Annotated in this window: 25 protein-coding genes; 7 read left to right on the forward strand and 18 right to left on the reverse strand. The window is 56.2% G+C overall.

Going from position 1 to position 26,819, the window contains the following annotated elements:
* Positions 1–52: 52 nt before the first annotated feature.
* The 15 genes from rnhB to rpsB all read right to left on the reverse strand — a co-directional run bounded on the left by rnhB (position 53) and on the right by rpsB (position 14,758).
* Positions 53–703 carry a ribonuclease HII gene (gene rnhB, locus IV01_RS04780; RefSeq protein WP_032630760.1) on the reverse strand — a complete coding sequence of 217 codons (651 nt, stop codon included), beginning with the start codon at positions 701–703 and terminating at the stop codon, positions 53–55.
* A gap of 8 nt (positions 704–711) precedes the next feature.
* On the reverse strand, positions 712–1,851 hold the full coding sequence (lpxB, locus tag IV01_RS04775) for a lipid-A-disaccharide synthase (protein WP_032630762.1): 1,140 nt from the start codon (positions 1,849–1,851) through the stop codon (positions 712–714).
* Between the two features lie 2 nt (positions 1,852–1,853).
* Entirely contained in the window at positions 1,854–2,630 is a 777-nt protein-coding gene (gene lpxA / locus IV01_RS04770) for an acyl-ACP--UDP-N-acetylglucosamine O-acyltransferase (protein WP_032630764.1), read from the reverse strand.
* Positions 2,627–3,067 carry a 3-hydroxyacyl-ACP dehydratase FabZ gene (gene fabZ, locus IV01_RS04765; RefSeq protein WP_032630911.1) on the reverse strand — a complete coding sequence of 147 codons (441 nt, stop codon included), beginning with the start codon at positions 3,065–3,067 and terminating at the stop codon, positions 2,627–2,629. Before fabZ ends, lpxA begins: the two co-directional genes overlap by 4 nt.
* A 113-nt stretch (positions 3,068–3,180) precedes the next feature.
* The gene (gene lpxD, locus IV01_RS04760; protein WP_032630765.1) at positions 3,181–4,236 is read right to left on the reverse strand and encodes a UDP-3-O-(3-hydroxymyristoyl)glucosamine N-acyltransferase; all 1,056 of its coding nucleotides are present in this window, start codon (positions 4,234–4,236) and stop codon (positions 3,181–3,183) included.
* A 3-nt stretch (positions 4,237–4,239) separates the two neighbouring features.
* A complete protein-coding gene (locus IV01_RS04755; RefSeq protein WP_032630766.1) occupies positions 4,240–4,743 on the reverse strand; it encodes an OmpH family outer membrane protein in 504 nt (167 codons plus the stop codon).
* A gap of 45 nt (positions 4,744–4,788) precedes the next feature.
* The gene (gene bamA, locus IV01_RS04750; RefSeq protein ID WP_032630767.1) at positions 4,789–7,176 is read right to left on the reverse strand and encodes an outer membrane protein assembly factor BamA; all 2,388 of its coding nucleotides are present in this window, start codon (positions 7,174–7,176) and stop codon (positions 4,789–4,791) included.
* Positions 7,177–7,255: 79 nt separating this feature from the next.
* Complete coding sequence (gene rseP / locus IV01_RS04745) at positions 7,256–8,608, reverse strand: sigma E protease regulator RseP (protein ID WP_032630768.1); 1,353 nt, start codon at positions 8,606–8,608, stop codon at positions 7,256–7,258.
* A gap of 71 nt (positions 8,609–8,679) precedes the next feature.
* A complete protein-coding gene (gene ispC, locus IV01_RS04740; RefSeq protein WP_032630769.1) occupies positions 8,680–9,870 on the reverse strand; it encodes a 1-deoxy-D-xylulose-5-phosphate reductoisomerase in 1,191 nt (396 codons plus the stop codon).
* Positions 9,867–10,682, reverse strand: a complete 816-nt coding sequence (locus IV01_RS04735; RefSeq protein WP_032630770.1) for a phosphatidate cytidylyltransferase — start codon at positions 10,680–10,682, stop codon at positions 9,867–9,869. The genes ispC and IV01_RS04735 overlap by 4 nt, the downstream gene beginning before the upstream one ends.
* A complete protein-coding gene (uppS, locus tag IV01_RS04730; protein ID WP_032630771.1) occupies positions 10,682–11,437 on the reverse strand; it encodes a polyprenyl diphosphate synthase in 756 nt (251 codons plus the stop codon). Before uppS ends, IV01_RS04735 begins: the two co-directional genes overlap by 1 nt.
* A gap of 15 nt (positions 11,438–11,452) precedes the next feature.
* Positions 11,453–12,010 carry a ribosome recycling factor gene (frr, locus tag IV01_RS04725; protein WP_032630772.1) on the reverse strand — a complete coding sequence of 186 codons (558 nt, stop codon included), beginning with the start codon at positions 12,008–12,010 and terminating at the stop codon, positions 11,453–11,455.
* Positions 12,007–12,750, reverse strand: a complete 744-nt coding sequence (gene pyrH / locus IV01_RS04720; RefSeq protein WP_032630773.1) for a UMP kinase — start codon at positions 12,748–12,750, stop codon at positions 12,007–12,009. The genes frr and pyrH overlap by 4 nt, the downstream gene beginning before the upstream one ends.
* 208 nt (positions 12,751–12,958) lie before the next feature.
* Positions 12,959–13,828, reverse strand: coding sequence for a translation elongation factor Ts (tsf, locus tag IV01_RS04715; RefSeq protein WP_032630775.1), 870 nt, complete (start codon positions 13,826–13,828; stop codon positions 12,959–12,961).
* A 189-nt stretch (positions 13,829–14,017) separates the two neighbouring features.
* Entirely contained in the window at positions 14,018–14,758 is a 741-nt protein-coding gene (rpsB, locus tag IV01_RS04710) for a 30S ribosomal protein S2 (RefSeq protein WP_032630776.1), read from the reverse strand.
* A 358-nt stretch (positions 14,759–15,116) separates the two neighbouring features.
* On the opposite strand from rpsB, the gene map reads away from it, so the two are divergent.
* From map to IV01_RS04675, 7 genes are all read left to right on the forward strand, one after another.
* The gene (map, locus tag IV01_RS04705; RefSeq protein ID WP_032630777.1) at positions 15,117–15,899 is read left to right on the forward strand and encodes a type I methionyl aminopeptidase; all 783 of its coding nucleotides are present in this window, start codon (positions 15,117–15,119) and stop codon (positions 15,897–15,899) included.
* Positions 15,900–15,973: 74 nt separating this feature from the next.
* Positions 15,974–18,673: a [protein-PII] uridylyltransferase gene (locus IV01_RS04700; RefSeq protein WP_032630779.1), complete on the forward strand. Its 2,700-nt coding sequence runs from the start codon at positions 15,974–15,976 to the stop codon at positions 18,671–18,673.
* 91 nt (positions 18,674–18,764) lie between these two features.
* Positions 18,765–19,961 (forward strand): succinyldiaminopimelate transaminase, encoded by a 1,197-nt coding sequence (dapC, locus tag IV01_RS04695; protein WP_032630780.1) that lies wholly within the window; start codon positions 18,765–18,767, stop codon positions 19,959–19,961.
* Between the two features lie 286 nt (positions 19,962–20,247).
* Positions 20,248–20,589, forward strand: coding sequence for an ArsC family reductase (locus IV01_RS04690; RefSeq protein WP_032630912.1), 342 nt, complete (start codon positions 20,248–20,250; stop codon positions 20,587–20,589).
* Between the two features lie 36 nt (positions 20,590–20,625).
* A complete protein-coding gene (gene dapD, locus IV01_RS04685) occupies positions 20,626–21,660 on the forward strand; it encodes a 2,3,4,5-tetrahydropyridine-2,6-dicarboxylate N-succinyltransferase (RefSeq protein WP_032630781.1) in 1,035 nt (344 codons plus the stop codon).
* Positions 21,661–21,857: 197 nt separating this feature from the next.
* Positions 21,858–23,063, forward strand: a complete 1,206-nt coding sequence (locus tag IV01_RS04680; protein WP_032630782.1) for an aminotransferase class V-fold PLP-dependent enzyme — start codon at positions 21,858–21,860, stop codon at positions 23,061–23,063.
* Positions 23,060–23,467, forward strand: coding sequence for a SufE family protein (locus tag IV01_RS04675; RefSeq protein WP_032630783.1), 408 nt, complete (start codon positions 23,060–23,062; stop codon positions 23,465–23,467). The genes IV01_RS04680 and IV01_RS04675 overlap by 4 nt, the downstream gene beginning before the upstream one ends.
* Here IV01_RS04675 and tcdA read toward each other — a convergent pair.
* The 3 genes from tcdA to IV01_RS04660 all read right to left on the reverse strand — a co-directional run bounded on the left by tcdA (position 23,449) and on the right by IV01_RS04660 (position 26,790).
* Positions 23,449–24,288, reverse strand: coding sequence for a tRNA cyclic N6-threonylcarbamoyladenosine(37) synthase TcdA (gene tcdA / locus IV01_RS04670; protein ID WP_032630785.1), 840 nt, complete (start codon positions 24,286–24,288; stop codon positions 23,449–23,451). The two genes, IV01_RS04675 and tcdA, sit on opposite strands and share 19 nt — an antisense overlap.
* A gap of 111 nt (positions 24,289–24,399) precedes the next feature.
* The gene (locus IV01_RS04665) at positions 24,400–25,419 is read right to left on the reverse strand and encodes an AbrB family transcriptional regulator (protein ID WP_032630786.1); all 1,020 of its coding nucleotides are present in this window, start codon (positions 25,417–25,419) and stop codon (positions 24,400–24,402) included.
* Positions 25,420–25,425: 6 nt separating this feature from the next.
* A complete protein-coding gene (locus tag IV01_RS04660; protein ID WP_032630787.1) occupies positions 25,426–26,790 on the reverse strand; it encodes an FAD/NAD(P)-binding protein in 1,365 nt (454 codons plus the stop codon).
* Between the last annotated feature and the right edge of the window lie 29 nt (positions 26,791–26,819).

Genomic DNA, 26,819 nt, shown 5'->3' on the forward strand with positions numbered 1-26,819 from the left:
AAAAACGAAGGCCCGGATTGTACCGGGCCTTTGGCAAAACATCAGCCCACTGTCAGGTCAGCGGGAATATCGAAGGCGAAGACAGCGCTGAGGCAATCATCATGTCTCGCGCTTCATAGGCTGCCCGAACTGGCGCAAAAGAGCGCCGATGTATCGGGGTTGGCCCCAGCCGGGCCAGCGCTTCCAGATGAACGGGCGTCGGATATCCCTTGTGCCCGCCTATTCCATAACCCGGATAGACCAGCTCCAATGCCGCCATTTCACGATCCCGACTGACCTTCGCCAGGATCGAAGCCGCAGCAATTGCCGGAACCTTGGCATCGCCCTGAATCACCGGCGCACTAGGCACCGACAACTGCGGGCAACGATTGCCATCAATCAAGGCGAGCTTTGGTGTGATCAGCAAACCTTCCACAGCCCGTTTCATGGCTAGCATGGTGGCGTGGAGAATGTTCAGCTCGTCGATTTCCTCGACTTCAGCCCGGGCAATATGCCAACACAAGGCCTTCTCGCAAATCTCATCGAACAGCTTCTCACGCTTGGCTTCAGTGAGCTTTTTCGAGTCATTCAGACCCAATATCGGACGCCGCGGATCAAGGATCACAGCGGCGGTCACCACCGCGCCACACAGCGGGCCACGGCCCACTTCATCGACGCCGGCTACGAGATCTTCAACCAGATTGAAGTCCAGGCCCATTTGCATTTTCGAACTCACAGTGAAGGCGAACGGCCGATCAGGCTCAATACCGCATCGGCGGCCTGATTGGATGCATCGCGACGCAAGGTCCGGTGAATTTCATCGAAGCCAGCCGTTTGCACCTGAGCATCATCCAGTAGCGGAAGAATGTGCTGTGCCAGGGATTCGGCGCTGGCGTCATCCTGCAGCAGCTCCGGTACCAGCATGCGCTGGGCCAGCAGGTTCGGCAGGGAAACGTAAGGGCTTTTCACCAGACGCTTGAGTATCCAAAAGGTAATCGGTGCCATGCGATAGGCAACGACCATTGGTCGTTTGTACAGCAGCGCTTCCAGGGTTGCGGTACCTGAGGCGATCAACACTGCGTCGCAAGCGGCCAATGCCACATGGGAGCGACCATCCAGCAACAGAACCGGGAGATCGCGCCCTGCCAGCAGTTGTTCGATCTGCTCGCGCCGCTGCGGGCTGGCGCAAGGCAACACGAACTTGATGCCGGGGCGTGAAGCCAGCAGCCGTTCGGCAGCGTCGAAAAACAGACTGCCCAGCCGCCCCACTTCGCCGCCACGACTACCAGGCATCAACGCAACAACCGGACCCGCGCCCAGCCCAAGCTCGATCCGCGCGGCGGCACGATCGGCCTGCAGCGGAATAGTATCTGCCAGAGGGTGGCCGACGAACTTCACCGGCACGCCTTTCTCTTCATAGAAGCGCGCTTCGAACGGCAGGAGGGTGAGCATCAGATCGCAACCTTCGCGGATCTTGAGAACACGCTTCTGGCGCCAGGCCCAAACGGAAGGACTGACGTAGTGCACGGTCTTGATACCGGCACGACGTAGCTGGAGCTCGATGTTCAGGGTGAAGTCGGGAGCATCAATACCGATGAAAACATCCGGTTTTTGGCTGATAAGGGTCTGAACCAGTTCTTTGCGCTTGGCCAGCAGCTCACGCAGACGCCCCAATACCTCTACCAGGCCCATGACCGAAAGCCGTTCCATCGGGAAATGGGAGACCATGCCTTCGGCTTCCATCAAGGGCCCGCCGACCCCAATGAACTCAACATCGGGATGTCGCGCCTTGATTGCACGCATGAGTCCAGAACCGAGAATATCCCCAGAGGCTTCGCCAGCCACCAGCGCGATACGCAATACACCGGCCATGGTCAGCGAGTAATGCCGCGAGTTGAAGTCTGGATGGACTCGAGAAAGATCGCCACTTCTGGGAACTGCGCTGCTGGCTCGGCCAGATCGGCCAAGGCCTGGTCAACGGTCAAGCCCTGGCGGTAGACCACCTTGTAGGCACGACGCAGTGCGTGAATGGCCTCTTCACTGAAACCACGACGGCGCATGCCTTCGAAATTCATGCTGCGTGCTTCGGCAGGGTTGCCAAAGACGGTGACGAAAGCAGGAACATCCTTGCCAATCGCCGTCCCCATGCCCGAAAAGCTATGGGCACCGATATGACAGAACTGATGCACCAGCGTAAAACCAGACAGAATCGCCCAGTCATCGACATGCACATGACCTGCCAGAGCGGTGTTGTTGACCAGAATGCAGTGGTTGCCAATCACACTGTCATGGCCGATGTGTGCATAAGCCATGATCAGGTTGTGGTCGCCAATGGTCGTTTCCGCACGGTCCTGGATGGTGCCGCGATGGATGGTCACGCCTTCACGGATCACATTGTGATCACCAATGACCAGCCGTGTCTCCTCACCCTTGTACTTGAGATCGGGCGTGTCCTCGCCTACCGATGAAAACTGATAGATGCGATTGTGCTTACCGATCCGGGTCGGGCCACGCAGAATTACGTGTGGACCAACAACCGTACCCTCGCCAATTTCCACACCGGCTCCGACGATCGACCAAGGGCCGACCTCTACATCGTCAGCCAGAATGGCTGTCGGATCGATGATTGCGCGAGAGTCAATCAAACTCATAGTTTACGTTCCGCACAGATGATTTCTGCGGAGCAAACCGGTTTGCCATCCACCGAAGCCTGACATTCGAACTTCCAGATCTGACGCTTGCAGCTGAGGAACTTCGCTTCAAGGATCAGTTGGTCGCCTGGCAGTACGGGCTGACGAAAACGCAGCTTGTCCGAACCAACGAAGTAGTAAAGCGTGCCATCAGCAGGTTTTACGTCAAGCATTTTGAAGCCGAGAATACCGGCCGCCTGAGCCATGGCTTCGATGATCAATACACCTGGCATGATTGGATGCGCAGGAAAGTGACCATTGAAAAACGGTTCGTTGATGCTGACGTTTTTGTAAGCGCGAATGGTTTTGCTCTCGACATCGAGGTCCACCACACGATCCACCAGCAGGAACGGGTAGCGGTGAGGCAAGTATTCGCGAATTTCGTTGATTTCCATCATTTCGAGGGGAAGCCTGTAGTAAAGATTGGGAGTGCGCGGCATGGGCGCGCGGCACTCCTCTGCAAATCAAGGAGGCAATTTATCGGCTGTGCACGCTTGATATGAAAAAAGTATCAGCCATCTGATGAAGCATTTACGCCCGAGGTCACTGCCTCGACAATCTTTTCCACTTTCTGCAGGCGCCTGGCCATGTCGTCGAGCTTGCGAAGTCGCGCGGCGCTCTTGCGCCACTCGCCCGCAGGCTGCATCGCAGTCCCGGAGGAGTAAGACCCCGGCTCGGTAATGGAATGGGTCACCATGGTCATGCCAGTGATGAAAACACCGTCACATATTTCGATATGTCCGACCAATCCGACACCACCGGCCAGCATGCAATGCTTGCCGATCTTGCTGCTGCCGGAAATCCCGACACAAGCCGCCATGGCGGTGTGATCGCCGATCTGCACGTTGTGAGCGATCTGGATCTGATTATCCAGCTTCACACCGTTACCGATACGGGTATCAGCCAGAGCACCACGGTCAATCGCCGTATTCACGCCGATTTCCACGTCATCACCGATCAGTACGCCGCCAATCTGGGCGATTTTCTGCCAGACACCCTTCTCGTTTGCGAAGCCAAAGCCTTCACCGCCCAGAACAGCACCTGACTGGATCACCACTCGTTTGCCGATGCGCACATCGTGATAAAGCGTGACCCGCGGAGCTAGCCAACCACCTTCACCAATCTCGCAACGGGCGCCGATAAAACAGTGCGCACCGATAGACACGTTCGCCGCAATGCATGCGCCGCCTTCGATCACGGCAAAAGCACCGACACTGGCCGTAACGTCCACCTGAGCATCGTCAGCAATAACGGCCGTGGGATGTACGCCAGCAGAAGCCTTCGGCTTGGGATCAAACAAATGGGAAATTCGTGCATAGGCCAGATATGGATCCGGCACCAGCAAAGCATCTCCCACATACAAGTCCGCGTCAGCTGGTTTGAGCAGCACCGCAGAAGCTTGGGTGTCGGCAAGGTATTTACGGTATTGCGGATTGGCCAGGAAGCTGAGCTGATTCGGGCCGGCCTCTTGCAAAGTGGCCAGCCCGGTAATTTCTTTATCCTCTGCGCCACGTAGCGTGGCGCCCAGGAACTCGGCCAATTGGCCGAGCTTGATGGAAGCGGTCATGGTTTACTTCAGCTGGTTCATGCGCTCGATGACTTGGCGAGTAACGTCATATTGTGGCTTGACGTCAATCACTGCACCGCGCTCGAAGACCAGATCAAATGCACCCTTCTTGATGACTTCTTCCACTGCCTTATCCAGCTTTGGCTTGAGTTGCTTGAGCATTTCACGGTCAGCAACAGCTTTGGCTTCGTTCAGCTCTTTGGACTGGAACTGGAAGTCACGGGCCTTTTGCTTGAATTCAAGCTCAAGACGCTCGCGCTCAGGCTGGGCCATTTTGTCGCCACCGCTAACCAGACGATCCTGGATACCCTTGGCGCTGCTTTCCAGGGATTTCAGTTTGGTCAGTTGCGGACCAAACTTCTTCTCGGCATCCACTGCGTATTTCTTCGCAGCATCAGACTCCAGCAGAGCCATCTGATAGTTCAGAACGGCAATTTTCATTTCGGCAAAAGCCGGGGTAGCTACCAACACGGTTGCCAGCAGTACCAATTGAGTCAACTTACGCACAATGCACTCCTACAGAATTCGCTGTCGTTATCTAAAGCCAGACTATTAGAAGGTCTGACCAAGGGAAAATTGGAATACCTGGGTTTCAGAATCGTCATCCGGTTTCTTGATTGGCATCGCCAGGGCGAAGCTCAAAGGACCCAGAGCGGTGATCCAGGTAACACCTACACCAACCGAGCTGGCCATACCAGACAGGTCAACGTTGTTACATTGAACCTTCTCGCCGTTACGCGTCCGGTTGGAATCGCAATTGGAGTCGAACACGTTACCCACGTCCCAGAACACAGAGGTGCGCAGGGAGCGCTGATCTTTGATGAATGGCAGAGGAAACATAACCTCTACACCACCTTGAACCAGAACGTTGCCGCCGAACGGAAGCGGATCCTGATCAGGGTCAGCGATCGTACCTGGCTTGCCGCCTGGGGCGTCAGCACCACGACTCGGGGTACTGCGCGGGCCCAGGGTGCTGTCCTTAAAGCCACGAACCGAGTTGAAGCCACCGGCATAGTAGTTCTCGTAGAACGGCAGACCCGAGGTCGAACCGTAACCGTCGCCATAACCCAGCTCGGTGTGCAGACGCAGGGTGTAGTTGTCGGTGATCGGGTGGAAATACTGTGCACGGTAGTCCAGCTTGAAGAACGACAGGTCGCTACCCGGCAAGGTGGATTCGAGCACTAAACTTTGCGAGTGACCGCGAGTCGCCAGCACACCTTTGTTCAGCGTCGATTCAGACCAGCCGATCGAACCTTTGAAGTTGAGGTACTTGTCGCCTTCCTTGTCGACGAAATCAAAGATCTCGTCGACGGTGTATTTACCGGTCTTGATTTCGTCCTGCTGCACGTTCAAACCGTACGTCAGGCGGGATGTTTCACTGATCGGGTAGCCCATGCTGACGCCAGCACCCAGGCTATCAACGGCGTAGCTTGCAACGTCGACATCCAGGTCATCGTAGTCAGTGGTGCGGTAGAAAGCGTTGTAACCCAGGCTCACGCCGTCAGCTGTCCAGTACGGATCGACATAGCTGAAGTTATAACGGCTCTGGTATTCGCTACGGGTCAGGCCGATGCTGACCTTGTTACCCGTACCCAGGAAGTTGTTCTGGCTGATCGAACCACCAAGGATCAGACCAGCACTTTGTGCGAAACCGACGCTGGCAGTGATCGAGCCGGAAGCCTGCTCTTCTACGGAGTAGTTGACGTCAACCTGATCGTCGGTACCCGGTACAGCAGGCGTCTCGACGTTCACTTCCTTAAAGAAGCCCAAGCGATCCAGACGAGTCTTGGACTGGTCGATCAGGTAAGTCGAAGCCCAGCCACCTTCCATCTGACGCATTTCACGACGCAGTACGTCGTCGGCAGACTTGGTGTTCCCTCGGAAGTTGATGCGATTCACGTAGGCGCGCTTGCCCGGATCAACCACGAAAGTGATGTCCACGGTGTGATCGGTGTCGTTAGGGGTCGGTACACCGTTGACGTTGGCGAACGTATAGCCTTCGTTACCCAGACGACGGGTGATCAGCTCGGACGTAGTGGTCATGACCTTGCGCGAAAAAACCTGACCTGGCTTGACCAGCAGCAGGGATTTCACCTGATCTTCCGGGACCTTCAGGTCACCGCTGAGCTTGACCGACTTGACGCTGTACTTCTGGCCTTCGTTGACGTTGACCGTGATGAAGACGCTTTTCTTGTCCGGGGTGATCGATACCTGGGTCGAAGCGATATCCATATTGATATAGCCGCGATCGAGGTAGTAGGAACGCAGACGTTCGAGGTCGCCGGAGAGTTTTTCCCGGGCGTACTTGTCGTCGTTCTTGAAAAAGGAAAGCCAGTTGGTGGTCTTCAGCTCAAACAGATCAATCAGGTCTTCGTCCGGGAAAACAGAGTTACCCACGACGTTGATGTGCTGGATGGCAGCAACGGTGCCTTCATTGATGTTGATTTTCAGACCAACGCGGTTACGCGGCTGAGGAACGACCTCAGTCGCAACTTCAGCCGAGTAGCGGCCTTGAGCAACGTACTGGCGTTGCAGCTCGTTACGCACGCCCTCAAGGGTGGCGCGCTGGAAGATTTCACCTTCGGCCAGACCCGACGACTTCAGACCTTTCATCAGGTCCTCGGTAGAAATGGCCTTGTTGCCTTCGATCTCGATGCTCGCAACGGACGGGCGCTCGACAACGGTGATGACCAGGACATTGCCGTCACGACCCAGTTGGATATCTTGAAAGAAACCGGTTTTGAACAGCGCGCGAGTGGCATCCACCAGACGACCATCATCCGCTTGCTCGCCAACGTTCAGCGGCAACGCACCAAATACACTGCCAGCGGAAACCCGCTGCAGGCCATTGACACGGATATCGGAGATAGTGAAGGACTCGGCGTGAACTTCGGCAATCATCAGTACGGCAAGAACCGCAGTTAGCAGCAGACGTTTCATGAAGTCCTTTCTTATTCCAACTGGCAATAAACAAACTGCCGCAAAATGCGGCAGATTCGCAACTCAGCAAAGCTAAGCTTTACAGTCGACCCAGATCGTTGACCAGCGCGAGCAACATGACGCCCACCACCAGACTGATACCGATCTGAACCCCCCAACCTTGAACCCTATCCGAAAGGGGGCGACCACGTGCCCACTCGATCAGATAAAACAACAAATGCCCCCCGTCCAGTACTGGAATAGGCAGCAAATTCAGAACTCCCAGGCTTATGCTCAGATATGCCAGGAAATTCAGGAAGTCACCAATGCCCGACTGGGCCGAAGCGCCCGCCACTTTAGCAATGGTTATCGGTCCACTCAAGTTTTTTACCGAGAGCTCACCGAACAACATTTTTTTAAGCGAATCCAGTGTCAGTACGCTCATTGTCCAGGTACGCCGCGCGCCCTCGGCCACGGCGGCTAAAGGACCGAAGCTGACCTCCCGAAGCATCTCTGGTGGCCATTCAATACCTTTGACGCCCGCGCCGAGATAACCGGTGGCTGCCTTACCCTCGCCACGCACGGCCAGCGTCAGCGGAACATCCAGCTGGGCACCGTCACGCTCGACGCGAAGCGAAATCTTTGCATCCGGGCGCTCACGCACCTTATCAACCACTTGTTGCCATTCGTCGAGTGGCTGACCGTCCAGCGCCAGCAAGCGGTCGCCAGCCTTCAGACCCGCGGACTGTGCAGGACCTTTCGGGTCAATTTCAGCCAGAACAGGTGGCAAGGCCGGACGCCAGGGCCGAAGCCCCAGAGATTTGATAGGGTCCGGTTCTTCAGCACCCTTGAGCCAGCTATCCAGCGCCAGTTCGTGTGAAGTGTCGGCAGTCGAGCCCTGCTCGCGAACCGTTAGCGCGAGCGTGCCGCTTTCTCCCAGACGCCGCACCAGCTGCAAATTGACAGCCGACCAGCCAGTGGTCGGCTCACCATCGACGGCTACAATCTCCTGCCCGGCGCTCAGCCCGGCCTTCTGCGCGATGCTGCCAGCCTCAACCGCGCCAATGACTGGACGCACCTGCTGGCTACCCAGCATGGCCAGCGCCCAGAAAAACACGATGGCCAACAGGAAGTTCGCAATCGGACCGGCACTGACAATAGCAATACGCTGATAAACCGACTTGCGATTGAATGATTGCTCGGCTAGCTCAAGCGGAACCTCGCCTTCACGCTCGTCGAGCATTTTCACGTAGCCGCCGAGCGGGATCGCGGCGACGACGAACTCGGTGCCTTGCCTGTCATGCCAGCGCAGCAGTGGCATACCGAAACCCACCGAAAAACGCAGAACCTTGACGCCACAACGCCTGGCCACCCAAAAGTGGCCAAATTCGTGAAAGGTTACCAGCACACCCAAGGCAACCAGGGTGCCAACAATCATATAGAGCGCGCTCATCAACTTTCTCCAGTCACAAGCCCGACGGGGTTTACATCCCGCTCACAGCCTGTGCTTTCTAGCATGTGCTGTTATCGCCCGTTACGACCGAGCCATTGCTCTGCCAGAACGCGCGCTTTCGAATCCACCTCGAATACCGCTCCAAGATCTTGAAGCGCAACGACTGGTTCAAGATTCAAAACCTCGTCGATCATACTCGCGATTTCCGGATAACGGATGCGCCGATCAAGAAATGCTGCCACAGCCACTTCGTTAGCCGCATTCAGCATCGCCGGAGCGCTGTTGCCTGCCTCGGCAGCCTGACGGGCCAGACGCAGGCATGGGAACCGTTGCTCGTCGGGTGCCTGGAAATCAAGTCGGGCAATACTGAACAGATCCAGCGGCGCAACACCCGAATCAATACGCTTTGGCCACGCGAGGGCGTGGGCTATAGGCGTACGCATATCCGGGTTGCCCAACTGAGCCAATACCGAACCATCCATGTAATCAACCATTGAATGGATGACGCTTTGCGGGTGTATCACCACTTCAATCTGATCCGGCCGGGCGTCAAACAGCCAACACGCCTCGATCAACTCCAGGCCCTTGTTGACCATGCTCGCCGAGTCGACGGAAATCTTGCGACCCATTGACCAGTTCGGATGGGCGCAGGCTTGCTCCGGCGTCACGCCACCCAATTGGTCCAATGGCGTCTCGCGAAACGGGCCACCGGAACCCGTCAGCAGGATTCGCCGCACACCCACCGGAACCAGCCCACGGGCGTAATCAACCGGCAGGCACTGAAAGATTGCGTTGTGCTCGCTATCAATGGGCAGCAGAATCGCGCCACTTTGGCGAACAGCCTCCATAAACAGGGCGCCGGACATGACCAGCGCTTCCTTGTTCGCCAGAAGCACTTTTTTACCCGCCTCCACCGCCGCCAGTGTCGGTCGCAAACCTGCCGCACCAACAATAGCAGCGAGCACCGTGTCTACCTGCGGATGAGAGGCCACCTCACAGAGGCCGCCCTCCCCTACCAGCACACGGGTATCCAGACCGGCGACGGCCAGGTCATCTTGCAGCTTGCGCGCAGCTTCCTGAGTCGGCAGCACAGCGAACTGTGGCGTGTGTTTAACGCACAATGCCAATAGCTCGCTATGCCGAGTGAACCCGGTGAGGGCGAAAACCTGATAGAGCTCGGGATGACGTCCGATAACGTCGAGGGTACTCAGGCCGACCGAACCCGTAGCCCCCAGAACGGTAACCTGTTGAGGACGACTCACAGCACGCCCCACTCAGCAGCCCACAGCAGCACGGCGAAAACCGGAATGGCAGCAGTCAGACTGTCGATTCGATCAAGCACTCCACCGTGACCCGGAAGCAGATTGCTGCTGTCTTTAAAACCGGACTGGCGCTTGAACATGCTTTCGGTCAAGTCGCCTACCACCGAAATGAACACCACGATAGCCGCACCAATCAAGCCGAACACGAACTGCGACGCGGACCAGCCACGGATAATACCGACGACGACGGTGATCAGAAGACAGGTCAGCAAACCACCGTAGACGCCTTCCCAGCTTTTCCCCGGACTGACTTTCGGTGCCAGCTTGCGCTTGCCGAAGGCCTTGCCGGAAAAGTAGGCGCCAATGTCAGCTCCCCATACCAGGACCATCACTGACAGAATCAGCCAGTTACCCAAGGGCCACTGCTTGATGAGCACCAGACCCTGCCACGCGGGCAGCAGAATCAGCAATCCGATCACCAGCTTGCAGGCGGCGCTCGACCAATGCCCGCTGGACGCAGGAAAGGTGAGTACCAGCCAAGTTGCCACCGCCCACCAGATAACCGCCGCGATCAGCACCCAAGGAGCAAGGCCGGGCATGAGATACAGAAGGAACAGCAACCCAGCCACCACGGCCGCATAAGCAATGCGCGCCGACTGGGCAGGAAAACCCGCAAGACGCGCCCACTCCCAGGCGCCGAGGGTCACCACCAGACCGATGAAGAGCGCGAAGCTCGCCCCTGCGAGCAGGAAAAAACCGCAAAGAGCAATCGGCAGCAGAATAAGCGCCGTGATGATTCGTTGTTTCAGCATTAAGCCCGGGCTCCAGCTTCTACCTGTTCGCTCGTTTTACCGAAACGACGTTGGCGCGAAGCGAAATCGGCCAGCGCAGCGCGCATGGCATCGTGTTTGAAGTCCGGCCAGAACAGGTCGGAGAAGTACAGCTCGGCATAAGCCAGCTGCCAAAGCAGGAAATTACTGATGCGATGTTCGCCACCGGTACGGATGCACAGGTCGGGCAGCGGCAGATCGCCAGTTGCCAGACAGGTCTGCAGCAACTCCGGCGTTATATCCTCAGGACGAAGATGGCCAGCCTGAACCTCACGAGCCAGTCGCTGAGCAGCTTGGGCGATGTCCCACTGACCGCCGTAGTTGGCGGCGATCTGCAGCACGAAGCGGTTATTACCAGCAGTGCTGGACTCGGCTTCGCGCATCGCAGCCTGAAGCTCGGGATGAAAACGCGAACGATCACCAATGATACGCAGGCTGATCTCGTTTTCATTCAGGCGTCGAGTTTCACGGCGCAGGGCCGTGAAAAACAACTCCATCAAGGCACCGACCTCTTCTGCCGGGCGCTGCCAGTTCTCACTGGAGAAAGCGAACAGCGTCAGCACCTCGACCTTGGCCTCGGCACAGACTTCGATAACCGCACGAACCGCATCCACGCCAGCTTTATGCCCCGCTACGCCGGGCAACAAGCGCTTCTTTGCCCAGCGATTATTGCCGTCCATGATGATCGCGACATGACGTGGTACCGCCGAGGGTACCGCCAGCTTTGTCTTTTCCATGAAAGCACCCCGACCTTATACGGCCATCAGGTCTGCTTCTTTCTGCTTGGTCGCCGAATCGATGTCCGACTCAGCCTTGTCAGTCAACTTCTGGATATCAGCAGCTGCACGACGCTCTTCGTCTTCGCTGATTTCCTTGTCCTTGACCAGCTTCTTCAGTTCGCCCAACGCGTCGCGGCGGATGTTGCGCACGGCAACACGAGCATCTTCAGCCGCACTGCGCGCTTGCTTGGTGAAGCCCTTGCGGGTTTCCTCAGTCAGGGCTGGCATGGAGATCAACAGCAACTCGCCAAGGTTGGTCGGATTCAGGTTCAAACCCGCGCTCTGGATCGCCTTGTCGACCGCTGCGAGCATATTGCGCTCGAAGGCCACGACTTGCAGGGTCCGGGAATCTTTTACTGTAACGTTGGCAACACCACTCAAAGGGGTGTCAGCGCCGTAGTAAGGCACCATGACGCTACCCAGGATGCTTGGGTGAGCCTTGCCGGTCCGAATCTGACCAAAAGCATGAGCCAGGGATTCGAGTGATTTCTGCATGCGCTCTTGAGCGTCTTTTTTGATGTCATTGATCATTGTGCGCCTTCCTCGATCAGGGTTCCTTCAGCGCCGCCGTGTACGATATTCAGTAGGGCGCCGGGCTTGTTCATGTTAAAAACGCGAAGTGGCATCTTGTGGTCACGGCACAGGCAAATCGCCGTCAGATCCATCACACCCAGTTTGCGATCCAGCACTTCATCGTAAGTCAGATGATCGAACTTCTCTGCATGCGGGTCTTTGAATGGATCTGCGGTGTAGACACCATCAACCTTGGTTGCCTTGAGGACAACGTCGGCATCGATTTCGATTGCTCGCAAGCAAGCAGCCGAATCCGTGGTGAAGAACGGGTTACCCGTGCCGGCCGCAAAGATCACGACTTCCTTGGAGTTTAGGTGACGCATCGCCTTGCGGCGATCGTAATGGTCCGTCACACCTACCATCGAAATGGCAGACATCACGATGGCGGAGATATTGGCACGCTCCAGCGCATCACGCATTGCCAGGGCGTTCATCACAGTGGCCAGCATGCCCATGTGATCACCCGTGACACGATCCATGCCGGCAGCACTCAATGCCGCGCCACGGAACAGGTTGCCACCACCGATAACCAGACCGACCTGTACGCCAATGCCAACCAGCTGGCCGACTTCCAGCGCCATGCGATCCAGCACCTTTGGATCGATACCGAACTCTTCGGACCCCATCAGGGCCTCGCCGCTAAGCTTGAGTAGAATGCGTTTATAGCGAGCCTGATAACCACTGCCCTGCTGAGCCATTGCGAATCTCTCCTGCGGCGTTTTCTGAAAAAAAATCTGTGCGGGCTGTTCAAGCCTGCGCTTACTCTAGCTTGACGCTGCGAGAGCGTCAGAAGAATGCAGCCTTGTAAGCCACTTCTCCAAGGAAAACAATTAGCTTTTCCTTTTTGACAAAGAGGCTGCGCGCGTGAGCGGGCAGCCTCTTTGGGACGACAGTTGGTGAACCGTCTTACTTCTTGCTTGCAGCTACTTGCGCAGCGACTTCTTCAGCGAAGTTGTCGACTGGCTTCTCGATGCCTTCGCCTACTTTGAAGTAGGTGAAAGAAACGATTTCAGCGCCGGCTTTCTTGGCCAGATCGCCGACCTTGATTTCCGGGTTCTTGACGAACGCCTGCTCAACAAGGCTGGCTTCAGCCAGGAACTTGGTGATACGACCGGCAACCATTTTTTCAACGATTTCGGCTGGCTTGCCTTTGATCTTGTCTTCGTTCAGCTGCATGAAGACGCCCTTCTCGCGCTCGATCGCTTCGGCAGAAACTTCCGAAGGCAGCAGGAATTCAGGGTTGCTGGCAGCAACGTGCATCGCGATGTCTTTGGCCAGGTCAGCGTCGCCGCCTTTCAGGACAACCACAACACCGATCTTGTTGCCGTGCAGGTAAGCATTGACCACGTCACCTTCGATGCTCGACAGACGACGGATGTTCACGTTTTCGCCAACTTTGGCAACCAGAGCAGTACGCTCGACTTCCTGGGCTTCGATCAGCGGGGCTGCGTCGGTCAGTTTGTCAGCGAAAGCTTTTTCCAGGCTGCTGGTGACGAAGTTTTTGAAGTCGTCTTGCAGGGCCAGGAAGTCAGTCTGGGAGTTGACTTCGATGATGGTAGCGCGCTTGCCATCTTCAGCAACCTTGACAGCGATAGCGCCTTCAGCAGCAACGTTGCCTGCTTTCTTGGCTGCTTTGATCGCGCCCGAAGCACGCATGTCATCAATGGCTTTCTCGATGTCGCCGCCAGCCTTGGTCAAGGCCTTTTTGCAATCCATCATGCCTTCGCCGGTACGCTCGCGCAGTTCTTTAACCAACGCTGCAGTAATCTCTGCCATTTCAAAATCCTCTTGGATAGGTCTTCAACCATTCCACTCGCCTGAGCGAGCGTTCAAATTCTTGAAAACTCAACGTGACAGCCAGAAATGACAAATGTGTCATCACAGCGCCAACAATGGTTTTCGAGGTGGCAAAAAGGGGGCCAAGCCCCCTTTTTGCGTACTGAGTAAACGCTAGGCGTTAACTACTCAGCCTTCAACAGCAGCAGCTGGAGCTTCTTCGACGAATACGTCGGTGCCGCCAGCTACGTTGTTGCGACCGCGGATTACAGCGTCAGCCATCGAACCCATGTACAGCTGGATAGCGCGGATTGCGTCATCGTTGCCTGGGATGATGTAGTCAACGCCTTCCGGGCTGCTGTTGGTATCGACTACGCCGATAACCGGGATACCCAGCTTGTTGGCCTCGGTGATCGCAATGCGCTCGTGATCAACGTCGATAACGAACAGTGCATCAGGCAGACCGCCCATGTCCTTGATACCACCCAGGCTACGGTCCAGCTTTTCCAGATCGCGAGTGCGCATCAGCGCCTCTTTCTTGGTCAGCTTGGCGAAAGTACCGTCTTCAGCCTGAATCTCAAGCTCACGCAGACGCTTGATGGACTGACGGATGGTTTTGAAGTTGGTCAGCATGCCGCCCAACCAGCGGTGATCGACGTACGGCGAACCGCAACGTGCTGCTTCTTCAGCAACGATCTTGCCAGCGGAACGCTTGGTGCCGACGAACAGGATCTTGTTTTTGCCCGAAGCCAGGCGCTCAACGAAAGTCAGAGCTTCGTTGAACATTGGCAGGGTTTTTTCAAGGTTGATGATGTGGATCTTGTTACGCGCGCCGAAAATGTATTTACCCATTTTCGGGTTCCAGTAACGGGTCTGGTGACCGAAGTGCACACCGGCCTTCAGCATATCGCGCATGTTGACTTGGGACATGATAGTTCCTTGATAAGTCGGGTTAGGCCTCCACGTATCCCAATGACCAACCAGCGGCTTCGAGCCGAGGGCACCCAGGTCATCGTGTCGACACGTGTGTGGGTTAGTGCTTGCGGGGCATACCCCGGAAAGCGGCGCATTTTATATCATGAAAAGGCGGAAAACGGAAACCGAAAAAAACAGGGGATATGAGAGGCATTTACAGGCCGAGGTTCTTCATATTCTTTTTTGGGCCCGCAAGCCTTTTCAGGGAGAGTACCCCCCCATATAAGGAACCAATAATCCCCCACCCGCCACGTCTGTTAGAATCGCCGTTTTCCGTATTTAGCTGCGCGTATCGCGTACCAAGAGAGATCGTATGACAGTCACCATCAAAACCCCTGAAGACATCGAAAAAATGCGCATTGCCGGTCGTCTGGCTGCCGATGTCCTGGAAATGATCGGTGCTCACGTCAAACCTGGCGTCACCACCGAAGAACTGGACCGCATCTGCCACGACTACATCGTCAACGAGCAAAAGGCGATCCCTGCCCCCCTTAATTACAAAGGCTATCCAAAGTCGATCTGCACCTCGATCAACCATGTGGTCTGCCACGGTATTCCCAACGACAAGCCGCTGAAGAACGGCGACGTACTGAATATCGACGTCACGGTCATCAAGGATGGCTACCACGGTGATACCAGCAAGATGTTCCACGTCGGCAAGGTGCCGGAATGGGCTGAACGGCTGTCGAAGATCACTCAGGAATGCCTCTATAAAGGTATCGAAATCGTTCGTCCGGGCACTCGACTTGGCGACATTGGCGAAGTGATCCAGAAGCACGCTGAAAAAAGCGGCTTTTCCGTGGTCCGCGAATACTGTGGCCATGGCATCGGCAAGGTCTTCCACGAGGAACCGCAGGTCCTGCACTACGGCAAGGCCGGCGATGGCATGGAACTGAAAGAAGGCATGACCTTCACCATCGAGCCCATGATCAATCAGGGCAAGGCCGAAACACGTCTGCTGGGTGACGGCTGGACAGCCATCACCAAGGACCGCAAATTGTCGGCCCAGTGGGAGCACACGATTCTGGTAACGGCCAACGGCTATGAGATTTTCACCCTGCGTAGCGACGACACGATCGCCCGCACTTCAGCCTGATTCAGCCCCGCTATCAGGCTTGACGCCCGCAAGCCCGCTACCCCGTTCGCTCTAGATAAAAGGAAAGCTGTTCCATGCCGCAGGTGGATCCCGATTTGTTCGACCGTGGTCAGTTCCAGGCCGAACTGGCCCTGAAAGCCAGTCCAATCGCCGCTTTCAAGAAAGCCATCCGCAGTGCGCGAGAGGTGCTGGACTCGCGCTTCCAGTCCGGCCGCGACATCCGCCGCTTGATTGAAGATCGCGCCTGGTTCGTGGACAACATTCTGCAGCAGGCCTGGGATCAGTTCGACTGGAGCGAAGAAGCGGATATCGCCCTGCTGGCCGTTGGGGGCTACGGGCGTGGCGAGTTGCACCCTTACTCGGACATCGACCTGCTGATCTTGCTGGACAGCGCCGATCACGAAATTTTCCGCGAGCCCATCGAGGGCTTTTTGACACTGCTTTGGGACATCGGACTCGAAGTCGGTCAAAGCGTGCGTTCGGTGGACGAATGCGCCCAAGAGGGCCGCGCTGACCTGACGGTGATCACCAACCTGATGGAAAGCCGCACCATCGCCGGGCCCGAGCGTCTGCGTCAGCGCATGCTGGACGTTACAAGTACTAGAGAAATGTGGCCAAGCAAGGAGTTTTTCCTCGCCAAGCGTGCGGAGCAGAAAACCCGCCATCACAAATACAACGATACCGAATACAACCTTGAGCCCAACGTCAAAGGCTCGCCAGGTGGACTACGGGATATCCAGACTATTCTCTGGGTCGCGCGACGCCAGTACGGGACCCTGAATCTGCATGCACTTGCCGGACCGGGTTTCCTGCTGGAAAGCGAGAACAACCTGCTCGCATCCTCTCAGGATTTCCTCTGGAAAGTGCGCTACGCCCTGCACATGCTGGCTGGCCGCTCGGAAGATCGGCTGCTGTTCGACTATCAGAGCAGCATCGCCAATTTATTGGGCTACCAGGACAGCGACGCCAAGCTGGCCATAGAGCGCTTCATGCAGAAGTACTATCGGGTGGTCATGAGCATCGCCGAGTTGAGTGACCTGATCATTCAGCATTTCGAAGAAGTCATCCTGACCGACGACGACGGTGCTGTGACCCAGCCGATCAATTCGCGCTTTCAACTGCATGACGGTTACATCGAAGCGACGAACCCAAACGTATTCAAACGCACGCCATTCGCCATGATCGAAATTTTCGTACTCATGGCCCAGCATCCGGAAATCAAAGGCGTGCGCGCAGATACTATTCGGCTGCTGCGCGAACATCGGCATTTGATCAACGATGATTTCCGTAACGATATTCGTAATACCAGCCTGTTCATTGAGCTGTTCAAGTGCGAAATCGGCATACACCGCAACCTGCGGCGCATGAACCGTTATGGGATTCTCGGTCTGTATCTGCCGGAGTTCGGCCATATCGTCGGACAGATGCAGCATGACCTATTCCACATTTACACGGTGGATGCCCACACCCTGAACCTGATCAAACACCTGCGAAAGCTGCAGTACACGCAGGTTTCAGAGAAATTCCCGCTGGCCAGCAAGATCATGGCCAGACTGCCCAAGCCCGAGCTGATCTATCTGGCCGGGCTCTACCACGATATCGGCAAGGGCCGTGGCGGCGATCACTCGGAACTGGGCGCAGTGGACGCACAGGCCTTCGGCGAGCGGCATCAACTGCCGACCTGGGACACCAGCCTGATCGTCTGGCTGGTGAGCCACCACCTGGTGATGTCCACTACAGCCCAGCGCAAGGATTTGTCGGACCCGCAGGTCATCCATGACTTCGCTCAGTTCGTTGGCGATGAAGTGCATCTGGATTACCTCTATGTGCTGACGGTGGCCGATATCAATGCCACCAACCCGACCCTGTGGAACTCATGGCGCGCCAGCCTGCTGCGCCAGCTTTACACCGAAACCAAGCGCGCCCTGCGTCGCGGTCTGGAAAACCCGGTGGACCGCGAAGAGCAGATCCGCCGCACGCAGACCGCTGCACTGGATATTCTGGTGCGCAACGGCACGGATCCTGATGATGTCGAGCAACTATGGTCGCAACTGGGTGACGACTACTTCCTGCGCCACACTGCAGGCGATGTTGCCTGGCACAGCGATGCCATCTTGCAGCAGCCAGACCGTGGCGGGCCTCTGGTTCTGATCAAGGAAACCACCCAGCGAGAGTTCGAAGGCGGCACGCAGATTTTCATCTATGCGCCAGACCAGCATGACTTTTTCGCGGTGACAGTGGCGGCCATGGACCAGTTGAATCTGAACATCCACGACGCACGGGTGCTGACTTCCAGCAGCCAGTTCACCCTCGACACCTATATCGTGCTCGACAACAATGGCGGCTCGATCGGCGATAATCCCGAGCGAATCAAGCAGATTCGCGATGGACTCTACGAAGCTCTGCGCAATCCCGACGATTATCCGACCATCATCAAACGTCGGGTACCGCGTCAGCTCAAGCATTTCGCTTTCGCTCCGCAGGTCACTATCCACAACGATGCACAGCGACCGGTAACAATACTGGAGCTGTCCGCGCCGGATCGACCTGGCCTGCTGGCACGGATTGGCAAGATCTTTCTCGAGTTTGACCTGTCCCTGCAAAACGCGAAGATTTCGACCCTTGGCGAGCGGGTAGAAGACGTGTTCTTTATCACTGACGCAAACAACCATCCGCTGTCCGACCCTCAGCTGTGCAGCCGCCTGCAAGATGCGATCGTCGAACAGCTAAGCGTCAATCCGGAGGCTGCCGGTGAGTTTCGTCTCAGCATCTGAGCAGGCCCGCACGACTTGAATGAATTGACTTACGGCGCTTCCTGTCCAGAGCGCCAGCTCTTGAGATCCAAACCCTTGAGAACCCAGCCCCATGAATAATGCAATGCAACTGCTCCAGCCTTACCCTTTCGAGAAGCTTCGTGCCTTGCTCGGCAGCGTGACGCCGAATCCTGAAAAGCGGCCGATTGCGCTGTCGATTGGTGAACCCAAGCATCGTTCGCCGGAGTTCGTTGCCCAGGCCATGGTCGACAACCTTGACCAGATGGCCGTCTACCCGACGACCTTGGGCGTCCCTGCATTGCGTGAAGCCATCGCTGGCTGGTGCGAACGACGTTTCGGCGTACCCAGCGGCTGGCTGGACCCTGCGTGTAACGTGCTGCCGGTCAACGGTACCCGCGAAGCCTTGTTTGCCTTCACGCAAACCGTGGTCAATCGCGGCGACGAAGGATTGGTGATCAGCCCCAACCCGTTCTATCAGATCTACGAAGGCGCAGCGTTCCTCGCCGGGGCAACCCCCCACTACCTGCCCTGCCTGAGTGAAAACGGTTTTAACCCTGATTTCGATGCAGTGTCTGCAGATGTCTGGGAACGCTGCCAGATTCTATTTCTGTGCTCGCCAGGCAACCCGACCGGCGCAGTAATCCCGCTGGAAACTCTGAAAAAGCTGATCGCCCTGGCTGATGAGCACGACTTCGTGATCGCCGCTGACGAGTGCTACAGCGAGCTGTACTTCGACGAACAGGCGCCAACTGCGGGGTTACTGAGCGCCTGTGTAGCCCTGGGGCGCCAGGACTTCAAACGCTGCGTGGTTTTCCACAGCCTGTCGAAACGCTCGAACCTCCCAGGCCTGCGTTCAGGCTTTGTGGCGGGTGACGCGGAAATTCTGAAGGCATTCCTGCTGTATCGCACCTACCACGGCTGCGCCATGCCGATTCAAACCCAGCTGGCGAGCATTGCTGCCTGGAATGATGAGGACCATGTACGGGCCAACCGCGATCTGTATCGAGAAAAATTCGACGCCGTTCTGGACATCCTCGCGCCAGTAATGGACGTGCAACGCCCGGATGGGAGCTTTTATCTGTGGCCAAGTGTAGGTGGAGACGACGCAGCGTTTTGCCGCGATCTGTTCGTCGACCAGCATGTCACTGTGGTGCCGGGCTCTTACCTGTCCCGTGAAGTGGACGGCTTCAACCCTGGTGCCGGCCGCGTGCGACTGGCCCTGGTTGCCCCATTGGCCGAATGCATCGAAGCGGCCGAGCGGATTCGGGATTTCATTAAGAAGCGTTGATCCCGGATTACCTGTAGAAGCGAGCTTGCTCGCGATAGCGTCAGCACAGACGATATCTTCATCGACTTGTCGGCCAAATCGCGAGCAAGCTCGCCCCTACAGGACCTGGCTGCTTTACAGCGCAGTATTAGGGTGGGTTGAGTTCTATAACAATCAAACCGCCATATTCACGGTTTAAGCTGTCGCGCCGTGGTTATCCCCGGATTGGCCTCGTCCATGGCATAATCCGTGACCGTTTTTCAACCGTCTCCAAGGGGGCAAGCTCGTGGCTGATGAAATCAACAAGTTGCACCTGTACGGGATCAAAGCCTGCGACACAATGAAGAAAGCTCGCACCTGGCTCGATGAAAAACCGGTGAGTTACGATTTTCATGACTACAAGACGCAGGGCATTGATCGCGAACATCTGACCCAATGGTGCAACGAGCACGGCTGGCAGACAGTGTTGAATCGCGCAGGTACCACCTTTCGCAAGCTCGACGACGGACAAAAAGCCGATCTCGACCAGGCGAAAGCGATCGAACTGATGCTCGCTCAACCCTCGATGATCAAGCGCCCGGTGCTTGATCTCGGTGACAGAACCCTGATTGGCTTCAAACCAGACCTGTATGCAGCGGCTATCGCCTGACTGAGATAGCCCTTTAAATTCGTAAGAGGTATTTGCATGTCCACTTCCCTGTTCAGCCTGGCCTTCGGCGTCGGCACTCAAAACCGTCAAGGCGCATGGCTGGAGGTTTTTTACGCTCAGCCACTGATCAATCCGTCGGCCGAGCTGATCGCTGCTATTACCCCAGTGTTGGGTTACACGGGTGGCAACCAGGCCATCACTTTCAACACCGACCTGGCGTTGAAGCTGGCCGACGCCCTCAAGTCCGTTGACGCGGTACAGGCTGCATTGCTGTCTCGCCTGGCAGAAAGCCACAAGCCTCTGGTCGCAACCCTGCTCGCTGAAGACGCTGCGCTGACTTCGACGCCTGAGGCTTACCTCAAGCTGCACCTGCTGTCCCATCGTCTGGTCAAGCCACACGGCCTGAATCTGGCCGGGATCTTCCCGCTGCTGCCAAACGTTGCCTGGACCAGCCAGGGCGCAATCGACCTGGCTGAATTGGCTCCGCGTCAGCTGGAAGCACGTCTTAAAGGCGAGTTGCTGGAAGTCTTCTCCGTCGACAAGTTCCCGAAAATGACCGACTACGTCGTGCCGAGCGGCGTGCGTATTGCCGACAGCGCTCGCGTACGTCTGGGTGCTTATATCGGCGAAGGCACCACCGTGATGCACGAAGGCTTCGTCAATTTCAATGGCGGTACTGAAGGCCCGGGCATGATCGAAGGCCGCGTATCGGCTGGCGTATTCGTCGGCAAGGGCTCCGACCTGGGTGGCGGCTGCTCGACCATGGGCACGCTGTCCGGTGGCGGCAATATCATCATCAAGGTTGGCGAAGGCTGCCTGATCGGCGCGAACGCCGGTATCGGTATTCCGCTGGGCGACCGCAACACCGTCGAATCTGGTCTGTATGTGACAGCGGGCACCAAAGTCGCCCTGCTCGATGACCAGAACCAACTGGTGAAAATCGTTAAAGCCCGCGAGCTGGCCGGTCAGTCCGACCTGCTGTTCCGTCGCAACTCGCAAACCGGCGCTGTGGAATGCAAAACCCACAAGTCGGCCATCGAGCTGAACGAAGCGCTGCACGCTCACAACTGATCGATGCTGCATCAGGTCCGACCTTCGGGTCGGGCCTGACTCACCGAGCTCGGGTCTGTACGAAAAGTCGGCGAGCGAAGGTCAGGCAAGGCAAAAACAAGCGAGGAAGCGGAGTTTAGGCCTCTAAATGAGCATTCCGAGCCTGTTTTTAACGCAGCATCACCGAGCGCAGCCACTTTTCGTACAGAGCTTAGAAAATGTCCCTTTCTTCCCCCTGGCGCGCTGACTTCCCAGCCATCGACGCCCTGCAACGGCAAGGCCAGACCTATCTGGACAACGCCGCCACCACCCAGAAACCTCAAGCGCTGCTCGATGCCCTGAACCACTATTACGCCAACGGTGCAGCCAACGTTCATCGTGCCCAGCATTTGCCAGGTGCCCACGCGACTCAGGCATTCGAGGACAGTCGCAGCAAGGTGTCCCGCTGGTTGAATGCCAGTGAATCAGGTCAAATCATTTTCACCCACGGTGCGACGTCCGCACTCAACCTGCTGGCCTATGGGCTTGAGCATGAGTTCGTCGCGGGTGATGAAATTGTCATCAGCGCGTTGGAACACCACGCCAACCTGCTCCCCTGGCAGCAACTGGCTTTGCGTAATGACTTGAAACTGGTCGTCCTGCCGCTCGACGATCAAGGCCTGATTGATCTTGAGGCCGCCGCACAACTGATCGGCGCACGTACTCGTTTACTGGCCGTCAGTCAGCTGTCCAACGTGCTGGGTGCCTGGCAGCCATTGCCTGAGTTACTGGCGATGGCCAAGGCCCGAGGCGCACTGACCGTAGTCGATGGCGCTCAGGGCGTGGTCCATGGATGCCACGATGTACAGGCTCTGGGCTGCGATTTTTATGTGTTCTCCAGTCACAAGCTATATGGCCCAGATGGCGTAGGGGTGCTATATGGGCGCAACGAAGTACTGCCGCGCCTGCAGCATTGGCAGTTTGGGGGCGAGATGGTGCTGACCACTGATTACCAGCACGCTAAGTTCCGTCCTGCGCCGCTGGGTTTTGAAGCGGGCACGCCGCCCATCGCCAGTGTGATTGGCCTCGGCGCAACGCTGGATTACCTGCACAGCCTCGATCAGGCGGCTGTGATTGAGCATGAAGCACGCCTGCACGCATTGTTGCTCGATGGCCTGCGCCAACGGGACGGCGTGCAAGTGCTGGGGCAGCCGCAGTTGGCACTGGTCAGCTTCGTCGTTGAAGGCGTGCATAACGCTGACCTCGCACACTTGCTCACCGAGCAAGGCATCGCCGTGCGTGCCGGACACCATTGCGCCATGCCGTTGCTGAAAAGCCTTGGCCTGCCGGGCGCTATTCGTGTTTCTTTGGCGCTGTACAACGATGAAAGTGATTTGCAGCACCTCTTCAATGCATTGGATCAGGCGCTGGAGTTGCTTCGATGAGCCTGCCCACGGATGCACAGACCGCTCTGGACATCTTCTCCCAACCTCAGGGCTGGGAGCAGCGTGCCCGTTTGCTGATGCAATGGGGTGAGCGATTACCTGCGCTGGCTGACGACGAAAAGTCTGACGACAATCTCGTCCACGGCTGTGAAAGCAAAGTCTGGCTGCTGGGCGATATGACTGACGGGATTTGGCAATTCCGCGCCGCCAGTGACGCACGGATGATCCGTGGTCTGGTGGCGTTGCTACTGGCTCGAGTCAACGGCTTGTCAGCAGAAGCTTTACAGCAAGTTGATTTGCCGGACTGGTTTAACCAGCTGGGCTTGAGTCGCCAGTTGTCGCCTTCGCGCAGCAACGGCTTGAACGCCGTGCTGCAAAGAATGCGTCAGTTGACGGTCAGTTGAGGCGGCGGCACCGAAACTGGCTTGGCCCGCTCTGAAGGGCGTCTGACCCCTGCAACAATCTTGTCCACCGCCTTGGTCGCAGCAACCATACCGAAGGTCGCGGTGACCATCATCACGGCGCCGAAACCACCGGCGCAGTCCAGCTTGACCCCGTCACCGACAAAACTCTTCTGCAGGCAGATACTGCCATCCGGTTTCGGATAGCGCAGTTGCTCGGTGGAGAACACACACGGCACGCTGTAATGCCGATTCATGGTGCGGGAAAAGCCATAATCGCGACGCAGGGTGGAACGGACTTTCGAGGCCAGAGGGTCGTTGAACGTGCGATTCAGATCGCAGACCTGAATCAATGTCGGATCAATCTGCCCACCGGCCCCGCCCGTGGTGATGATCTGGATCTTGCGGCGCTTGCACCAGGCGATCAAAGCCGCCTTGGCGTTCACGGCGTCGATGCAGTCGAGGACGCAGTCCAGATCCGGGGTGATGTATTCGGCCATGGTGTCACGGGTGACGAAGTCGGCGACCGCATGCACCACGCAATCCGGGTTGATAGCGCGCAAACGCTCGGCCATCACCTCGACCTTGGGCCGTCCAACAGTACTGTCCAACGCGTGCAACTGACGATTGCTGTTGCTGACGCAGACGTCGTCCAGATCGAAAAGGGAAATTTCCCCCACACCACAACGGGCCATGGCTTCCGCCGCCCAAGAGCCAACGCCGCCGATACCCACCACCGCCACATGGGCCGCACGCAAGCGGTCCAGGCCTTCGATGCCGTACAAACGGGCGATACCAGCGAAACGCGGATCTTCTGAACTCATGACCAATACCCCAAAAACCGGCGCGCATTATAGGCCCTCGCTCGCCTGAGGGCATCCCAATGACGGGTAATTGGTCAGAAAATGTACTCACTAGAATGAATGATTTATCCGTCAGCCATTTTTACCGTTGCGCCGTATCAGAACGAGCAACGCCGGAGCTCCATGCAACAAGATCATCCGCACCAGATGGTGAGAAAGGATGAACACAACGTTTAACCCTCCACTGAGAGCGACTATGGCGACGGTCTCTATAGCGCCCGGCATATAAGCCATCCACAAAGTAAAAGGATCGTTATCCAGAAACCATCCTGCAAAGCCTGCAAACGCCCCGGCAGTCAGGAGCATCAACATCACCGACACTAGTCCGGCGCGTCCATGGCGGAAAAACTCGCTCGGCGCAATGTCTTTGAATTTTGAGCCAATCAACACTCCGAGAATGATTGCCGCCAGATCAACAGACCATTGCGGCATTCTGAACCCATGGAGATAGCCGAGTTTGAGATATATGCCGGTCAATATAATTGCTGTGAGCATGAACGGCGCAGGAACGCCGACGGCTGATAGCAGGCGACCGGATAAAAGACACACAAGCACAAGGGACAGCAGGTATAGAGCATTCTGAATATTCAACGGGGCCTGCTCGCTCGTAACGACGGTCCCTGGCGCGGTCACGCACAAACTAACTATGAGTGTGATCGACAAAAGTCGGACAACCTGAACAACCATCACTTTGTTTGAAGCTTTCTCGGACTCCAGTAAATCGAAAACTGCAGCAAGCGCTCCGGGATAAACAGCCAGAATCGCATCCTTGGAGTTCCATCGTTCAGCCTTCCGCAACCAGAATCCACCTATGGCCATCTGCATAGCAAGGCAGACCAGCAGGAAGCAGAAGCTCGGCAACATATCAAGCGCGCCAAACCCATCAAAAGACTGGAAGGCCAAACCGGTAGAGATGCCCAATACAACTTGGACGTAACCGAGCCCAAGCCGGAGCGAGGGTGAGACTTTCAGCCTGCGGGTGAGCAGAGCAGAGGTGAATAATGAGCCAAGCAAAAGCCCTTGGGGCACAGATACAAACTCTAAAACCGAGCCTACACCGACAGCAGCCACGAAGAATAATAACGCTGCCATAAACCCTTACTGCCCCAATGCCAGGATGTTATTGCAGATCCTTTCAGCTTGCATATGTAGCGCATCAATATTACTCACAGCGTAAAACACCCCAGACGTGGGAGCGCCTATTGCAAAAATATTTGACGGCCCTCGAGCATTTATGACTCTGCAGTCGTCATATCGCACGTTCACTCCCCCATGTCTGTGTCTCGTACAGATGCCTGCCGATGTGAGATATTGGTAAAGCGGATCCGCCAACGGATCGCCAACTCCTGTAGCATTAATAACTTTAGAGAAACCAAGCTCAAATCCACGTCCTCGAGCAATGAAACCATCCTTGCTTGCAACTATATTTTTCAAACCTCCATGACAGGCCAGCCGGCCCGCATGCATGTGGTCATGGATCTTCTCCCAGCTCTCCTTTGGAATGGGGACCCGCAATTGGCGCCAAGCAGCCTGATATCTTCGAACAAAGATATTTCTCTCCCGCTCTGACAAATAATGCCAGATAACGGGAACAACCAAGTTTGTCGATGACAGGAGCGAATAGATATCTTCTCGGGCTATTGATACATTATTATAATCACGCATCAAGGCCTGCAAATCAATACTTATACCTTGAGCCTTAAATTCATCATCAAACATATCCCTCACTGCCTTCAACGCTGAACTCGAACCCGCAAGTTTATCCGCAACATTTTTTTCACTCAACACCATGAGTGGCCGAGCAGAATAACATTCACTATAGTTGGGAATTCGACTTTTTCGACTCAACATCGTGACTCGATTTTCAGAGTTTAAATCTAACAACCCCAAACAGGCATCAATTGCTGACAACTGATTCCCAATCACGCCTATATTATTTGATCGTACACCCGCAAGTTTGGTTGTGGGGTACGGGCTATTTAAATAACCAGAATTCCCTCGCAACCCGTAGAAATCGACAGGTTCCGGATTACCTGTCGCAAGCACCACTGCGGCATAGCCTTGCCGCACAGACATATCTGTTTGTACGGAATATCCCCCACCCTGCGGCACAAGACCGATCACTTGTTCGTTATAGATATTGATTGCTGGATGTTCCTGTGTTGACAGCCGCAATGTCTCCTCAACAAAACTTCCGAACAGTGGCCGCGGCTGATAGCTTCCGGGCTTCTTCACGCCATATTCATCTAGCCATCGCTGAAAATCACCTCGCTCCCTGAGATACATAAGTTCAGCTGGACGATTGACCAAATTTCTGAATATATCCCGCTGATAAGCCTGCCCCGCCCCGGCACTAGCCGATCCGTCATATACATCAATCAAAACAGCTGTTGACGATAGCCTCAACCGATCTATGACTATAGCCCCACTATATCCCATACCAATGACTGCCACCTTAAACATGACGCCCCTCATCCATGTGCAAACCTGAA

The organism is Pseudomonas syringae (assembly GCF_000737245.1).
GTDB lineage: Bacteria > Pseudomonadota > Gammaproteobacteria > Pseudomonadales > Pseudomonadaceae > Aquipseudomonas > Aquipseudomonas syringae_J.

Excerpts from the sequence above, each read along its gene's own strand:
- fabZ (WP_032630911.1), bottom strand. The coding sequence starts at position 3,067 with ATGATGGAAATCAACGAAATTCGCGAATACTTGCCTCACCGCTACCCG.
- rpsB (WP_032630776.1), bottom strand. The coding sequence starts at position 14,758 with ATGTCCCAAGTCAACATGCGCGATATGCTGAAGGCCGGTGTGCACTTC.
- lpxB (WP_032630762.1), bottom strand. The coding sequence starts at position 1,851 with ATGGCCGGTGTATTGCGTATCGCGCTGGTGGCTGGCGAAGCCTCTGGG.
- rseP (WP_032630768.1), bottom strand. The coding sequence starts at position 8,608 with ATGAGCGCGCTCTATATGATTGTTGGCACCCTGGTTGCCTTGGGTGTG.
- IV01_RS04675 (WP_032630783.1), top strand. The coding sequence starts at position 23,060 with ATGAGCCTGCCCACGGATGCACAGACCGCTCTGGACATCTTCTCCCAA.
- dapC (WP_032630780.1), top strand. The coding sequence starts at position 18,765 with ATGAATAATGCAATGCAACTGCTCCAGCCTTACCCTTTCGAGAAGCTT.
- pyrH (WP_032630773.1), bottom strand. The coding sequence starts at position 12,750 with ATGGCTCAGCAGGGCAGTGGTTATCAGGCTCGCTATAAACGCATTCTA.
- map (WP_032630777.1), top strand. The coding sequence starts at position 15,117 with ATGACAGTCACCATCAAAACCCCTGAAGACATCGAAAAAATGCGCATT.
- IV01_RS04680 (WP_032630782.1), top strand. The coding sequence starts at position 21,858 with ATGTCCCTTTCTTCCCCCTGGCGCGCTGACTTCCCAGCCATCGACGCC.
- lpxA (WP_032630764.1), bottom strand. The coding sequence starts at position 2,630 with ATGAGTTTGATTGACTCTCGCGCAATCATCGATCCGACAGCCATTCTG.
- lpxD (WP_032630765.1), bottom strand. The coding sequence starts at position 4,236 with ATGACCGCTTCCATCAAGCTCGGCCAATTGGCCGAGTTCCTGGGCGCC.
- IV01_RS04735 (WP_032630770.1), bottom strand. The coding sequence starts at position 10,682 with ATGCTGAAACAACGAATCATCACGGCGCTTATTCTGCTGCCGATTGCT.
- rnhB (WP_032630760.1), bottom strand. The coding sequence starts at position 703 with ATGCAAATGGGCCTGGACTTCAATCTGGTTGAAGATCTCGTAGCCGGC.
- uppS (WP_032630771.1), bottom strand. The coding sequence starts at position 11,437 with ATGGAAAAGACAAAGCTGGCGGTACCCTCGGCGGTACCACGTCATGTC.
- IV01_RS04660 (WP_032630787.1), bottom strand. The coding sequence starts at position 26,790 with ATGTTTAAGGTGGCAGTCATTGGTATGGGATATAGTGGGGCTATAGTC.
- frr (WP_032630772.1), bottom strand. The coding sequence starts at position 12,010 with ATGATCAATGACATCAAAAAAGACGCTCAAGAGCGCATGCAGAAATCA.
- dapD (WP_032630781.1), top strand. The coding sequence starts at position 20,626 with ATGTCCACTTCCCTGTTCAGCCTGGCCTTCGGCGTCGGCACTCAAAAC.
- tsf (WP_032630775.1), bottom strand. The coding sequence starts at position 13,828 with ATGGCAGAGATTACTGCAGCGTTGGTTAAAGAACTGCGCGAGCGTACC.
- tcdA (WP_032630785.1), bottom strand. The coding sequence starts at position 24,288 with ATGAGTTCAGAAGATCCGCGTTTCGCTGGTATCGCCCGTTTGTACGGC.
- IV01_RS04700 (WP_032630779.1), top strand. The coding sequence starts at position 15,974 with ATGCCGCAGGTGGATCCCGATTTGTTCGACCGTGGTCAGTTCCAGGCC.
- bamA (WP_032630767.1), bottom strand. The coding sequence starts at position 7,176 with ATGAAACGTCTGCTGCTAACTGCGGTTCTTGCCGTACTGATGATTGCC.
- IV01_RS04665 (WP_032630786.1), bottom strand. The coding sequence starts at position 25,419 with ATGGCAGCGTTATTATTCTTCGTGGCTGCTGTCGGTGTAGGCTCGGTT.